Origin of the sequence: Bradyrhizobium genosp. SA-3, assembly GCF_004212635.1 — a bacterium.
In the GTDB taxonomy this organism is placed as follows: Bacteria; Pseudomonadota; Alphaproteobacteria; order Rhizobiales; family Xanthobacteraceae; genus Bradyrhizobium.
This window is the reverse complement of record NZ_PSRT01000177.1, coordinates 1-14,265: the sequence shown is the minus strand read 5'-3', so window position 1 is coordinate 14,265 and position 14,265 is coordinate 1. Positions and strand designations below refer to the sequence as shown.

The window sequence follows — 14,265 nt, the reverse complement described above, 5'->3', positions numbered from 1 at the left end:
CGCGCCGCTAACCGCCGTCACCGGCCGCAAGGCGCTGAAACTGCCGTTTCATCGCGTTGACCTTGGCGACATAGGCTGCAACCAGGTGATCGCCGCAGCGCTCGCCGGCGATCATCTGAAACTTGCGGCGTGCGTAGGCTGTGGCGGGACCCGCGCCGCAGAGATGGATGAAGGCGGCCAGGTCCTGCTTCTGCTGCGGGCTTGCCTTCACATCGCCGGCGCGGGCGAGAACGTCGGCCAATTGGCGGTCCAGATAGACCGATGCCAGCTCGACGGCATGGCCAGGGATCGCGCGGATATAGAGATTGGTGAACCCGCAACCAGTCTCCGTGACCGCGTTGCCGCGGACACAAAACCGTGCGGCCTCGGTGTAAGCGGCGTCTAGCATCTGGAAGAGGCCGACGGCGCTGGAGGCGGGCCGGTAGATCGCGAGCGGATTGAAGCTCCATCGCCAGCGCCAATAGGTGCGCGTCACCGGATTGCCCGAACTCTCGACCTGCGCCAGCGCGGCCAGCAATTCCGGCGTGATCGCAGCGGTGGAATACTTGCGGAACAGCGGTCCGTAGCTCGTCCAAGTCTCTTCCGGCTCCTTGTCGAGGGCGTGGCCGACGACGGCGAACAGCTCGGTCGGCTTGCGGACCATTTGAGTGACGATGTTCACAAGCGCTGCGGCCGCAAGCAGCATCGCCACGCCGCCCGCGATCCGAACCATCCGTGGTGCGCGCGCGAAATTCTTCCGCGCCCACCGGGCGGCCCGCCGTAACCTGCGAAGGCGAGGGAGGAGGCTGTTGCTTTTCCTTGGCATGTGCGCTGTGGGCGTAAATTGCGGAGCCTGTGGACTTAGTTAACGCTGTCCGCCCGCCCTGAAATCTCGCTTCATTTCCACTCGACCGCATCTTCTCAGGTCCCGGCTCCGGGCTGCTACGGCCGCTCCAATCCTTGCGAGAAATAACCCCCGGTTGTACGTTGCGCCGCAGAAGAGTTAATTTTGTGTGAATGGATCGGCTGAAATGACCGTAATCGAGAGCGTGGTGTCGGAGGCAGGTGCGGACCCGAAAATGCCACCGGGAGTGGTTGTCGAAGGCCCGCTGGTCGACGCCAAGTTTCTCGATTCCTACATCGCGTTCGGCTTCATGATCGGCGGTTCGATCGCGGCGCTGATCTGGGCATTCTGGCAAGGCATCGGCTGGGTGGAGATTTCGGTCTTCGTCGGCATGTTCTTGCTGACCACGGTCGGGATCGGCTTCATGCATCGCTACTTCGTGCACCGGAGCTTTCGCTGTCGTCCGGTCATGCGGACGATCTTGGCCGCGATAGCCACGCTGGCGGTGCAGGGCTCGATCCTGAAGTGGGTGAGCAACCACCGGCGGCACCATCTTCACTCCGACAAGCCCGGCGACGTGCACAGCCCTTACTATGACGGCTTCGGCAATCGCTATGCGAGCTTCCTCAAGGGAATGTCGCATGCGCAAGGCGGCTGGGTGTGGGACCAGGCCACCACCGATGGCGCATACTATGCCAGGGATATTTTGGCCGACCCGATCGCCATGTTCTTCACGAGGACTCGCTGGTACTGGTACGCGCTGTCGGCGGTGATCATTCCAGGTGCCATCGGCTACGCGTTCGGCGGCGTGCGCACGATGATCGGCTGCGTGTTGTTCTCCGGCCTGTTCCGCAGCTACATCATGACCATGGCCACCTCGCTGGTGAACTCGGTCTGCCACAGCGACGGCCGCTACGGCTACCGCCGCTTCGAGACCAATGACGGCACGACCAACGAGTTCGTGACCACGATCCTCACCTTCGGTGAAGGGCTGCACAACAACCATCACCGGTTTCCGCGCGATGCCTACCTTTCGCACGCCTGGTACGAGATCGACATCAACGGCCTGATCATCCTGGGGCTGGGGAAACTCGGGCTCGTGCACGACATTTTCGGGGTCGGCGCGCGTCGGCAGTCTGCAGCGCCAGATGCGCAGCAGGGTGGGGCCGTCGCGAGTCAGAACGCATTCGACGGCGTCGCAGAAGACCTTCGCTCGGCTGGAAGGTAGACTTGCGCGCTTAACGCCGTCCACTAAAGGCAAGCCGAAGCCGCAGCTCGTAGGGCTTCAAATCCAATCGCGCCTTCGGGAAACAAGCCCGCGCCCTGCGGGCTCACCAATCCGGATAGCCGTAAGGGTCGGCCATGTAGGGCGGAGGCATCCAGGGGCCTCGCGGCGGTCGGGGCCGCCGGGGTTCGGCCGCTGGTACGTGCGGCCGGGCATGCACATCGTTGTTCATCACGCTCCGCGCGACGGGCTTGGTGGCTGCAGACGCGGATGAAGCGCTCAGTTGCGTTTGCAGCGCCTGGACCTGCGCGGCGAGGCGCGCATTGTCCGCCGCATCCTTCTCCTGCGCCGCCTTGAACTGTTGAATGGTGTCGGCCTGCTCACGCAGGGTCTGGTCGTTGCGGCTTTTCAGTTGATCGAGCTTCCCGTTGATGCTCGCAAGCTCGCTCGTGATGGCCTTGAGCGATTGCGCCAGATCAGACGATGACGGGTCAGGCGCTGGCGCTGTGGCGGCAGGCTTTGCGGCGCTTTCCGTGTCCTTGGCGACCGGCGGGGCGGGCACCGGGCTCGGCTCATCCGCAGCAGCCAGTTGCATTGCCGGCGGCTGCGCCGGACTTTCCACCGCGGACGCTTGCTGGGAGCTGCTCGCAGCCGGCGGAGCCCATCGCGCCATGATCGACTTGCTGATCGATTTGGCCTCATCGCGATATTGCGAAGCGAAGGCGGCACCGAGAAGGCCGATCGCCAGCACGAGGCCAACCAAAGCGCGCACCATGGTCCGATCTCCCTTCAAGCCTTGATCGCGAAGCTTGGCATTCGGAACTTTGGCATCCGGCGCCGCGCCTTGCTTCCGGAAGTTGCGGCTGCCGTCGCACCGGCGGTTGCGTGCGAGGTCCGCTGGCCTTCGCTGTCGCGTTCCATTCCGGAAACCAGCCGGTCCAGCCGCGCAAGGTCTTCCTCTGCGCTCTTGATCCGGTCGTAGGCCCGCGTCAGCCCGCCGTCGGCGCGCGCCTCATCCGGCTTGGCGGTATCAGGCTTGTCGCTATCAGGGTTGGGGTCGTTCGTTTCAGGCACCGATGCGCTCTCCATCCGGTCGGGCGTCAATGGGAGGCAGTCCGATCGCTGGAAGGATAGGTCTCGCCGCTGTCCAACACAACGCGCGTGCAAAGGAAAAATTATGGCGGGCGGAAGCGGGGTGGGCGTGAGCGCGTAGGGGGTTAGCACCGCGACTGCGCAAAGCGCAGTTCGCAGTATGGGTCGAGCGGAGCGAAGCCGATCAACGTACCCATCCTACGGGCATCCGGCCCCGCGCCGTCGGAATACGCAGCTGTCGCTAGTGACGTGTCGCGCGGATTTCGAGCGTCGTCTGGGTGAGCCTGGCCACGAACCCCTCAAAGTGCATGACCCTTTGTCTGGTCATTTGTTCATGCAACCCGGCGATCTTCTGGGATTCGGCGACGAACGATTCACACGCCTGTTTCGCGTACTCCATCTGAAGCTCGAAGGCCTCGACGGGTGAGCGCGCCGTCGCGAGCTTTCCCAGGAAGGCCCAGGCGTGCTCAAGGGAGGTGCTGATGTAGCCGCTATAGGCATCGGCGATCGCCTGCGGGCTGGCCTGGGAGGGTTCCACCGGTGCGACGGGCGCGCTGGCAACGATCTCCATCCCTGACGGCAAGGCTGCAGCCGAGGGTACTTGCGCACTGATCTGTCGGCTCGTCTCTACCTCTTGCTCGGGCTCTTGCCTGTTCTCTTGCTTGTGCTCTTGGCTGATCTCCGCTGAGGCATCCGGCAATTGATGCGCTGCAGTTGCGTGTTGCTCGTCGGCCCCGGACCGTTGCCTAGCCTTCTTCTTTCCGCCGCGCCGGCCGGATTTTCCCGTTGGTTTATTTTCTACCGAACTCAACATTGCAAATGGCTCCCTATCGCTGAAGCCGCAAGCCTCTGTCGCGTTTGCGCTGAAATCGCGATTGTGGGTTGTCGCTTGCGTGGCCGCCATGTGGTGAGATTTTGCCGGATACCGGCGAGCCATCCTGCCGGGTCTTGAGCGTCCTGCGCGCGAGACCATGCTCGCCGTCATCCGCGATCGATCTCGCTTTGACAAGATCGGCAAGGGAGCGCTTGGTGGTTCTTTATGCAACTCGACGATAGCGAATGAACTTAGTGCACTGTCACCGCAATCCCGGAAACTAGAGAGGTGGGTTACGCTACGCTAACCCACCCTACGCGCTAGTCCGTAGGATGGGTAGAGCGGAGTGAAACCATCAATGTCGATCCACGAATGACGGGTTTCGCAAGGGCTTGGCCGAGTATGGCCATGCGCCGAGATAACGTAAGTCCGGCGCGGGCAAATCGTCACTAAGGGAATCGAATTGTCGGCCTTCGAGATGTGGCGCTCACCTGATGCTGCTAGGGCTCTATAAGTTTCAGGGAGGTTGTTGGGAACGTTGATCCTTCCTGCTTCCACGGAGCCTTATCTTGGATAAACCATTCGCAATAGGCCAGACGTACACCGAGTTCGTCCTGAACCCACGCTGCGGTCACTAGCGGGCCCCCCGATTTCAATTGCACTACGCTACCAGGCTTGATCTCTTCGGACATCAGATGCCTCAAACAATAGCCATGGAACTCAACCAAATAGCCTCATAAGACGCGATCTTGAGGGGCGCAATGTCGTCCGCACGAACAATTTCTGCTGGCGATCGCTTGGCGAGATCCTTCAGGGACTGGGTCACCGTCCAAGCTTCGGATCGGTCAATGAAGATGGCTCTATCATGAAGGGCTTTCGGCGGAGCTAGCCGAACTTCCAAGGGGCGACGATCAAATTGGGCTTTCCAACGATTGGCCGCTGGCGCAAGATTTGGTTTTGCGGTTGCTTGATCTGTCAATAGTCGGAGCACGATGCCTTCAGCCAGTGTTCCGCCAAAATCGGTTAGAACGGTGTCATCCATGTAAGGATCGACGACTAACACATCCTGTTTGGCCGCAGATATGACCTTTGCAATTGCAGCATATGCGTCGAAGCTGTTTCCGACCGGAATAAAAGCTCCTTGGGCTCCTGGAGGTGATGCTAGCTCGGCTGCTGCGAGGATTGTGTAGAGGGTGAGCATCAAGCGTTGTTGAGCCATCGGTCGTGCCGAGGGTTGAGAAAGTCCTTCTTTTGCTAGCGTGAAGTCAGTCCGCGCGCTTAGGTCGCCGCTAGAAACAACCAAGGCTTCTGCTCTGCCGAGCCAAGTCATTTGATCTACCGATAGTAGACCGATCCCGACGAATGAGGGAGCCGTCTCGATGAGGCGCCCGACCCGCCTGTAAAGCTCTTCCGGCTGCATCTGTTTTGCTGACATTGAGCTGCACCAAATACGTCGATGGGCGGAAGGCTCGAACCCTCCGCCCATCACAGCGGTCAAATTGCGATATCGGAACCTGCGATTCTCACGAACACCCCGTCGTGCTGCCGCAAGTATCGCACTTCATGCAGGTCCCATTCCGCACCAGCGTAAAGTTGCCGCACTCTGAGCACATCTCGCCCTCGTAGCCCTTGGCCTTGGCTTCGGCGCGGCGCTCGGCCTTAGAGGGGGCGGCGGCTGCGGCGGTGCCGGCCTTGCTCCACTGCAGCTGCTCGAGCTTCTCCGTGGGGGAGAGGTCGTGGCTGGCTTCCTGTTTCAGGGCGACGGCGCCTTCGAGGGCGTCGCCGACGCGGGCTGAGGTGCCGTGCGAAGCCAGCGCCGTGACCTTGTTGCCGCCGGCAGGCGCGCTGTCGTTGCCTTGCGAGACTGCGGTGGTGCCGCCGCGCATCACGACGAGGTTGTCCGTCCGTGAGCGGGTGAGGCCGCGCGAGACCAGTTTTGTCGCGTGGTGGCCGCCGTCCTCGTCCGGCTCCTTGCCTTCCTCGACGCCCTTGCCGAGCGCGTCAAAACCCGTCTCGTTGGGATCGACGTGGGCGAGGTCGAAGCGGCTGAGATAGCTCACCGCCAGCTCGCGGAAGACGTAGTCGAGGATCGAGGTCGCATACTTGATAGAGTCGTTGCCCTGCACGGGGCCCGCCGGCTCGAAGCGAGTGAAGGTGAAGGCGTCGACATATTCGTCCAGCGGCACGCCGTATTGCAGGCCGAGCGACACCGCGATGGCGAAGTTGTTGATGAAGGAGCGGAGCGCCGCGCCTTCCTTGTGCATGTCGATGAAGATCTCGCCGAGACGGCCGTCGTCGTACTCGCCGGTACGGAGGTAGACCTTATGGCCGCCGACCACCGCCTTCTGGGTGTAGCCCTTGCGGCGATCCGGCATCTTCTCGCGCTCGCGCATCACGATGATGCGCTCGACCAGCTTCTCGACGATCTTCTCCGAGACCTGGGTCGCGCGTGCGGCCATCGGCTTCTCGTAGAGCTGCTCGACCGCCTCGTCCTCGTCCTCATCGTCGCTGATGAGCTGCGAGTTGAGCGGCTGGCTGAGCTTGGAGCCGTCGCGGTAGAGCGCGTTGGCCTTCAGCGCGAGCTTCCATGACAGCATGTAGGCGGACTTGCAGTCCTCCACCGTGGCGTCGTTCGGCATGTTGATGGTCTTGGAGATCGCGCCCGAGATGAAGGGCTGCGCTGCCGCCATCATGCGGATGTGGCTCTCGACCGACAGGTAGCGCTTGCCGACCTTGCCGCAGGGGTTGGCGCAGTCGAACACCGGATAGTGCTCGGCCTTGAGGTGCGGGGCACCTTCCACCGTCATCGCGCCGCAGATGTGGACGTTGGCCGCCTCGATCTCGCGCTTGGTGAAGCCAACGGCCTGGAGCAGGTCGAAGCCCGGCGCGGCAATGGCTTCAGCGCCAATGCCGAGCTGGTCGCGGATGAAGTCCTCGCCAAAGGTCCACTTGTTGAAGGCGAACTTGATGTCGAAGGCGGTCGGGAGGGCCTTTTCGACCTTGGCGATGGCTTCAGCGGTGAAGCCCTTCGCCTTGAGGGTCGAGGCGTTGATGCCCGGCGCATTGGAGAGCGAGCCGTGGCCGACGGCGTAGGCCTCGATCTCCGCGATCTCGCTCTCGCGATAGCCGAGCGCGCGCAGCGCTGCGGGGACCGCGCGGTTGATGATCTTGAAGTAGCCGCCGCCGGCGAGCTTCTTGAACTTCACCAGGGCGAAGTCGGGCTCGATGCCGGTGGTGTCGCAATCCATCACGAGGCCGATCGTGCCGGTCGGCGCGATGACAGTGGTCTGGGCGTTGCGATAGCCGTGCTGCTCGCCGAGCTGAAGCGCCGCATCCCAGGCCGCCTTGGCATGCGCGACCAAGTCTGTCTGCGGGCACGAGGCGTGGTCGAGCGGCACCGGGTTGACGGAGAGCGCCTCATAGCCGGAGGCCTCGCCATGCGCGGCGCGGCGGTGGTTGCGGATCACGCGCAGCATGTGCGCGGCATTCTTCTTGTAGCCGGGGAAGGTGCCGAGCTCGGCCGCGATCTCGGCCGAGGTCTTGTATGTGATGCCGGTCATGACGGCGGTCAGCGCGCCGCAGAGCGCGCGGCCTTCCTTGCTGTCATAGGGCAGGCCCATGGTCATCAGGAGGCCGCCGATGTTGGCGTAGCCGAGGCCGAGCGTGCGGAACTCGTAGGAGAGCTCGGCGATCGCCTTCGACGGGAACTGCGCCATCATCACCGAGATTTCGAGCACGAGGGTCCAGAGCCGGCAGAGATGCTCATAGCCCGCGACGTCGAACAGCTTGGTCGTGGTGTTGTAGAACGTCAGCAAATTGGCGGAGGCGAGGTTGCAAGCCGTGTCGTCCAGGAACATGTATTCCGAGCACGGATTGGACGCGCGGATGTCGCCGGACGCCTTGCAGGTGTGCCAGTCGTTCATCGTGGTGTTGAAGTGCAGGCCGGGGTCGGCCGAGGCCCAGGCGGCGTAGCCGATCTTCTCCCAGAGATCGCGCGCCTTCAGCGTCTTCGTCACCTTCTTGGAGGTGCGGGCGTTGAGATTCCAGTCACTGTCCGTTTCGACGGCGCGCAGGAAATCGTCCTTCAGCGAGACCGAGTTGTTGGAGTTCTGGCCGGAGACGGTGAGATAGGCTTCCGAATCCCAGTCGGTGTCGTAGGTGTCGAACTGGATGTCCTTGTAGCCCTGCTTGGCGAACTGGATGACGCGCTTGATGTAATTGTCGGGCACGAGGCTGCGGCGCGCGAGCTTGATCTCGCGGCGCAGCGCCGGGTTCTTCTCGGGGTCGAAGCAGTCGTCGCCCGAGCCTTCGCAGTTCACGCAGGCCTTCAGCACCGCTTTGAGGTGCTTCTGGTTGATCTTGGATCCGGTGACGAGGGCGGCGACCTTCTGCTCCTCCTTCACCTTCCAGTCGATATAGGTCTCGATGTCGGGGTGATCGACGTCGACGACGACCATCTTGGCGGCTCTACGCGTCGTGCCGCCGCTCTTGATGGCGCCGGCGGCGCGGTCACCGATCTTGAGGAAGCTCATCAGGCCGGACGAGCGGCCGCCGCCGGAAAGCTTTTCGCCTTCGCCGCGCAGGCGCGAAAAATTGGAGCCGGTGCCGGAGCCGTATTTGAACAGGCGCGCTTCGCGGACCCAGAGGTCCATGATGCCGCCCTCGTTGACGAGGTCGTCACCGACGCCCTGGATGAAGCAGGCGTGCGGCTGCGGATGCTCGTAGGCCGACTTGGACTTGGTCAGCTTGCCGGTGAAGGGGTCGACATAGTAGTGGCCCTGGCCGGGGCCGTCGATGCCATAGGCCCAGTGCAGGCCGGTGTTGAACCATTGCGGCGAGTTCGGCGCGACCATCTGCATGGCGAGCATGTAGCGAAGCTCGTCGTAGAAGGCCTGAGCGTCTTCATCGGTGGAGAAATAGCGGCCCTTCCAGCCCCAATAGGTCCAGCAGCCGGCGAGGCGGTCGAACACCTGCTTGGCGCTGAGCTCGCTGACATAGCGCTCCTTCTCGGGCAGGGCGGAAAGCGCCTCGGTGTCGGGCACGGAGCGCCACAGGAAGGAGGGGACGGATTCCTCTTCGACCTTCTTCAGGCGCGCGGCAACGCCGGCCTTGCGGAAATACTTCTGGGCCAGCACGTCGGAGGCGACCTGCGACCATTCGGTCGGGACCTCGACATTGTCGAGCTTGAACACGACCGAGCCGTCGGGATTGCGAATCTCCGACGTGGTCAGCCGGAAATCGATTCCCGCATAAGGTGACTGTCTTACCGTGGTGTGGCGCCGCTCAATCCGCATGGTCTTGCCCCGTCCTTATCTTTGACCGAACCGCCTCCGTTCAGGCGTCCCGGTCGACATTTCGCTTCGCGAGTCCTTTTGGCCGTTCGGCCTCTGGGCATCGCAGTTCAGCCGGTGGACCCGGCCCTTTTTCTCCCGACGCGATTGTTCGATGCACGCATCGATCATCCGCCGGCATGCCCAGACCCATCCGCCCCCAAGGGGATGCGCCCGACATGCGTTCAACGCCCACACCGTCACTTCAACCGTTTGCCATGCGGGCCTGTTGCCGGCCCGTTCTGGCGCCCGAAAAGTCCGCTATCCGAGGGCAGACAAGCCCTCATCCCGCTGCCTTTGGCTGGCCGGCGGAGCTGAGATTTGCGAGACCCTTTGGGGGAGTGCCGGCGGGACGCAAACTCACTCGCGCCGAACGGTCCGAAAGCTAGGACTCTCCGTTGCGCCCGTCAAGAACTAGTGCGAGTTCCTGAATCAAATACTAAATATGGTGGATTGCGGGGGATAACAGGGGTCTCGGCCGCGCCTGTTGTGGAGCCAAGTATCAGTGAGTCCTCAGGGATTCCCAACCGAAAAAATTTGCATGCCGCGCTGTTCGCAACCCTTCATCCCGCTGTTCACAGGGCAGCTATATTTTTGGGCGATGGGATTGCGTCAGCGGGACTCACGTAGCCCTACGGAAGCTGAGGGCAGGCATGCCCGCCGAGGTGGTGGTTTGCGCGGCGAATCCGCGCCAAGCTGACCCCGATTTTGCCGGACTGCCCCCATGCATGATTCGACGAGGCCGGTGCAGCGACCGCGCATCGCCCCGGCCGGCCTGATGTTCCTCGCGATCACCTCGATCGGCTGGGGCTTCAACTGGCCGGTGACGAAATTTTTGCTCGCCGAGCTGCCGCCGCTGACGCTACGCGGGGTGACCGGCGTGCTCGGCGCCGTGCTACTGGCGCTGCTTGCGGTGATGCGCCGGCAGAGCCTGCGGGTGGACGGCGCGATCTGGCCGCGCTTACTGACCGCCGCCGTGCTCAACGTCACCGGCTGGATGGTGCTGATGGGCTTGGCGCTGCTCTGGCTGCCGGCGAGCGAGGCAGCGTTGATCGCCTACACCATGCCGGTCTGGGCCTCGATCATCGCCTGGCCGGTGCTGGGGGAGCGGCCGACGGTCCTGCGCACGTTGGGGCTGGTGATGGCCTTTGCCGGCCTCGCCTCGATCATGGGCGGTAACGGCATTGCTGCCAGCGCAGAAAAGCTGCCGGGCATCATCATGGCGCTGTGCGGCGCGCTCGGCTTTGCCGTCGGCACGGTGTTCTCGAAGAAATACCCGATCCACCTGCCGCCGATCACTGCCGCGGCCTGGCAGATCGGCATCGGCTGCCTGCCGATCTCGATCATCGGCCTCCTGATCGAGACCACGCATCTTTCGAGCGTGACGCCGGTCGGCTGGTGGCTGCTGGTCTATTCGGTCGTCGGGCAGTTCTGCATCGCCTATGTCAGCTGGTTCGCCGCATTGGCGCGCCTGCCGGCCTCGGTCGCTGCGATCGGCACCATGGCGGTGCCTGTGATCGGCGTCGTCACCTCGGCGATCGCGCTCGGCGAGCCGCTCGGGGCGGGCCAGATCGCGGCGCTGATCTTCACGCTTGGAGCCGTCGTGCTGGCGACGCGCTGAGATCTTCACCTCTCCCTTCGGGAGATGTGATCCGAATTCCGGGCGATCGCATCGATCTAGCAAAGCGCATCTCGCGTCAGCTCGCCGCCACCCCGCCGTTCAGCGCCTTCCGGATCATCTCGGCGAGCTGGTTGCGGCGGTAGGGTTTGGTCAGCAGCAGCACGCCGTCGTCGAGCTTGCCGTGGTGGACGATGGCATTGTCGGTGTAGCCGGAGGTATAGAGCACCTTCAGGCCCGGCCGGCGCTTGGCCACCTCGTCGGCGAGTTCGCGGCCGCTCATGCCGCCGGGAATGACGATGTCGGTGAAGAGCAGATCGAACGGCTGGCCGGCCTCGATCAATTGCAGCGCGGCCCGGCTGTCGGGCGCGGCCACCGTCTTGTAGCCGAGGCTCTGGAGCTGCGCGGTGACGAAGTTGCGCACCAGCGTGTCGTCCTCGACCACGAAAATGGTCTCGGCGCCGCCTTCGGCCTGCGGCGCGGCGGGAGCGGCCATGTCCGCCGTGCCTTCGCCCGGCGGCAGATAGAGCTTGATCGTGGTGCCGTGGCCTTCCTCGCTGTAGATCTTGATGTGGCCGCCGGACTGCTTGACGAAGCCATAGACCATGGACAGGCCCAGGCCCGAACCCTTGCCGACCTCCTTGGTGGTGAAGAACGGCTCGAACGCCTTCTGCTGGACATCGGCCGGCATGCCGGTGCCGGTATCGCTGACGGCGAGCATCACGTAAGGGCCGGGCCGCACGTCCGGATTGTTCTGCGCATAGGCCTCGTCGAGCACGACCCGGTGGGCCTCGAACAGCAGCTTGCCGCCGTTCGGCATGGCGTCGCGGGCGTTGATCGCCATGTTGAGCACGGCATTGGTGAGCCGAGACGGATCGATGTGCGTCGTCATCGGCGCCTGTTCCAGCACGGTCTCGATCTGGATCTGCTCGCCGAGGGTGGGGCGAAGCAGTTTTGCGATGTCCGCGACCGCAGTGCTGATCTCGACGTTGCGCGGCTGGAGCGGCTGCCTGCGCGCGAACGCCAGCAAATGTTGGATCAGCTCGGCGCAGCGCTCGGCGGCATCGTCGATCAGCCGTGCCGTGCGCTGGAGCTCGGGCTGGCCGTTCAGGCTCTCCACTAGCGTCTCGGTATTGCCGGAGATCACGGTCAGCATGTTGTTGAAGTCGTGCGCGACGCCGCCGGTCAGCTTGCCGATCGCATCCAGCTTTTGCGATTGGTACAGCTGCCGCTCGGTCTCGCGCGAGGTGGTGGCATCATGATAGACCAGCACTGCGCCCGAGATATTGCCTTGCCCGTCCAGCATCGGCCGGCCGCTGATCATGAGATGGCGGGGAGGATTGCCGCTGTGCGGGCGGACGATCATCTCCAGCTCTTCGAAGTGCTCGCCGCGCAGCACGCGCGTCGACGGCAGTTCGTCGGCCTTCAGCGGCGTGACGCCGTCGCCGTGATAGACGTCGGACAGCGCGCGCAGATTGCGCAAATTCATGCCGGCGCGATGTAACAAGATGCGCTCGGCGGCCGGATTGGACAGCAGGACGGCGCCCTCGGTATCGATGACCAGCACCGCTTCCGCCATGCTGCGAAAGGTGCTCTGGAGCACGTTGACCGACAGGCGCAGCTCGTCATGGGCTGCGACCAGATGCTCGGTGCGCTCGGCCACCGCCGCCTCGAGCGCCTCCTTGGCGGCCGTGGTCTCGGTCAGCGTGCTCTGGAGCTGTACCGTGGTGCGCTGGCTCTCGCGCATCACCAGCGCGACCAGAAGCAGGATCAGCACGGCGCCTGCAACGTCGATGCCGAGCAGCACGGTCCCGGTGCGGCGCGAATCATGGGAGCGCGCGGTAAGCAGGCGCTCTTCCTCTGCGCTCAAATGGTCGAGATTGCCCATCACCGTATCCATCAGGCCGCGGCCCTCGGCCTTGCTGTTGAGCGCGGCAATGCCGGCCTGGTCGTTCTCGGCACGCAGGCGCATCGCTTCGGCGGCAATCTGGATCCGGCGCAGCGCCAGCGGCTCGGTGCCCTCCAATAGCGCCATCTGATCCCGACTATCGCGCACGTCGCGCTTGAGGTCGGCGAGGGCCGGCGCGATCTGAGCACGTACCGACTGAAATTCGTCGTTGAAGCCCGGGGTGCGATAGAGCTCGTAGCCGCGCGCTGCGCTCTCGGCGCGGCGCATCAGCACGCGCAGATCGGAGATCTTCTTCTGCACCTGGACGGTGTGATTGACCCATGCCGCATCGGACCGCGACTTGACGTCGAGGGCGATCGAGGCTGCGGTGATGATCAGGAGGATGGCAAGTCCAGCACCGAGAATGACGCGCTGCGTTGGGATCAAGGGGCTTCTTTCTTGTCCTTCGGCTGTGTGCTCCCGCCCGCGCCGGTGAGGCATTCCCGGATCGTGGTCAGCAGCGCGTCCGGCGTGAATGGCTTGCGCAGGCAGCGGGTCGCGCCAAGCTCCAGCGCCATGCGGAGAAAGTCGGGGGAGGGCGAGGCGGACGAGGCGAAGGCGTAGCCGGACATCGCGATCAGCGGCGTGGCGGGCGCCCGCTCGTGAAAGATGCGGATGGACTCGAAGCCGCGCATGTGCGGCATGAAGATGTCGACCAGCATCACGTCGAAAGTCTGTGTTTCGAGCGCAGCCAATCCCGCTTCTCCGCCGTCGGTCAACGTGACGTCGAAGCCCTGACGTTGGAGGAGGACCTCGATGGTCGCGCCGACCATCGGATCGTCATCAACCACGAGAATACGCGGCATGACACTTCCCAGTAATCGAAGTCCCCACTGAGGTTTGTGATATCCGCGAATCGTGGGTCGGGTCAATTTTGGATTGGGTCAACGTAGATATGCACGGTGCAGTGCATAAAGGTCCGCCTGCGTCGCGTAGGGCGTCACAATCGGCAGGTACGTTTCCGCGAGCCCATGAAGGAGTCGACCGGCACGCGAAAGGCGCCGCATCGCTGCGACGCCTTTGCTTCAAATGCCGTCGATCGGCTTAGGGGCAGGGATGACGCTGGCCGTCATAGCCGAGATAAGTGCCCGAAGCCGGGTCGTACGATCTGTAGCGCTGCGCGCAATAGGCCGCGGAGTCGCCGCCGCTGTCGGGCACCACCGCCACTGACGGCTCATCATAGTAGCTGTCGCCGTAGTAGTAGGGGTCGTCGTAATAGCCATAGCCGCCGCCGTAATAGGCGTACGAGCCGAGGCCGCCGATCGCGGCGCCTGCCGCAAAGCCGGGCCAGAAGCCACCGCGATGATGATGGCGCCAGCCGCCGCTCCAAGTGCCGCCACTGCCGCTCCAGGTGCCGGACGGGGCGGTTGCGACGCTGCGGGTGCCGCTGACGGTCGGCGAGATGGCGGGTCGGG

At 63.7% G+C, this 14,265-nt stretch carries 12 protein-coding genes; 2 read left to right on the top strand and 10 right to left on the bottom strand.

Annotation, left to right across the window (positions count from 1 at the left end; translation table 11 throughout):
- Positions 1-7: 7 nt before the first annotated feature.
- On the bottom strand, positions 8-805 hold the full coding sequence (locus CWO91_RS37520; protein WP_130220440.1) for a lytic transglycosylase domain-containing protein: 798 nt from the start codon (positions 803-805) through the stop codon (positions 8-10).
- A gap of 205 nt (positions 806-1,010) precedes the next feature.
- On the opposite strand from CWO91_RS37520, the gene CWO91_RS37515 reads away from it, so the two are divergent.
- Complete coding sequence (locus CWO91_RS37515; protein ID WP_130220439.1) at positions 1,011-2,051, top strand: acyl-CoA desaturase; 1,041 nt, start codon at positions 1,011-1,013, stop codon at positions 2,049-2,051.
- A 103-nt stretch (positions 2,052-2,154) separates the two neighbouring features.
- Here CWO91_RS37515 and CWO91_RS37510 read toward each other — a convergent pair whose 3' ends face one another.
- From CWO91_RS37510 to CWO91_RS37490, 6 genes are all read right to left on the bottom strand, one after another.
- On the bottom strand, positions 2,155-2,823 hold the full coding sequence (locus CWO91_RS37510; RefSeq protein WP_245471500.1) for a hypothetical protein: 669 nt from the start codon (positions 2,821-2,823) through the stop codon (positions 2,155-2,157).
- Positions 2,824-2,837: 14 nt separating this feature from the next.
- A complete protein-coding gene (locus tag CWO91_RS44780; RefSeq protein ID WP_245471499.1) occupies positions 2,838-3,152 on the bottom strand; it encodes a hypothetical protein in 315 nt (104 codons plus the stop codon).
- Positions 3,153-3,381: 229 nt separating this feature from the next.
- Positions 3,382-3,954, bottom strand: coding sequence for a phasin family protein (locus tag CWO91_RS37505; protein ID WP_245471498.1), 573 nt, complete (start codon positions 3,952-3,954; stop codon positions 3,382-3,384).
- A 500-nt stretch (positions 3,955-4,454) separates the two neighbouring features.
- Positions 4,455-4,646 carry a DUF2158 domain-containing protein gene (locus CWO91_RS45690; RefSeq protein WP_130220438.1) on the bottom strand — a complete coding sequence of 64 codons (192 nt, stop codon included), beginning with the start codon at positions 4,644-4,646 and terminating at the stop codon, positions 4,455-4,457.
- Between the two features lie 8 nt (positions 4,647-4,654).
- A complete protein-coding gene (locus CWO91_RS37495) occupies positions 4,655-5,389 on the bottom strand; it encodes a phosphatidylserine/phosphatidylglycerophosphate/cardiolipin synthase family protein (protein WP_245471497.1) in 735 nt (244 codons plus the stop codon).
- An 88-nt stretch (positions 5,390-5,477) separates the two neighbouring features.
- Positions 5,478-9,248, bottom strand: a complete 3,771-nt coding sequence (locus CWO91_RS37490) for a vitamin B12-dependent ribonucleotide reductase (RefSeq protein ID WP_130220437.1) — start codon at positions 9,246-9,248, stop codon at positions 5,478-5,480.
- 760 nt (positions 9,249-10,008) lie between these two features.
- On the opposite strand from CWO91_RS37490, the gene CWO91_RS37480 reads away from it, so the two are divergent.
- Complete coding sequence (locus CWO91_RS37480) at positions 10,009-10,905, top strand: DMT family transporter (RefSeq protein WP_130220435.1); 897 nt, start codon at positions 10,009-10,011, stop codon at positions 10,903-10,905.
- Between the two features lie 76 nt (positions 10,906-10,981).
- Here the strand turns inward: CWO91_RS37480 and CWO91_RS37475 are convergent, their stop codons facing one another.
- The 3 genes from CWO91_RS37475 to CWO91_RS37465 form a co-directional block, all read right to left on the bottom strand.
- A complete protein-coding gene (locus CWO91_RS37475) occupies positions 10,982-13,237 on the bottom strand; it encodes a CHASE3 domain-containing protein (RefSeq protein WP_130220434.1) in 2,256 nt (751 codons plus the stop codon).
- Positions 13,234-13,656: a response regulator gene (locus CWO91_RS37470; protein WP_130220433.1), complete on the bottom strand. Its 423-nt coding sequence runs from the start codon at positions 13,654-13,656 to the stop codon at positions 13,234-13,236. The genes CWO91_RS37475 and CWO91_RS37470 overlap by 4 nt, the downstream gene beginning before the upstream one ends.
- A gap of 238 nt (positions 13,657-13,894) precedes the next feature.
- On the bottom strand, positions 13,895-14,265 hold a 371-nt coding region (locus tag CWO91_RS37465), incomplete at its 5' end, for a BA14K family protein (protein WP_130220432.1).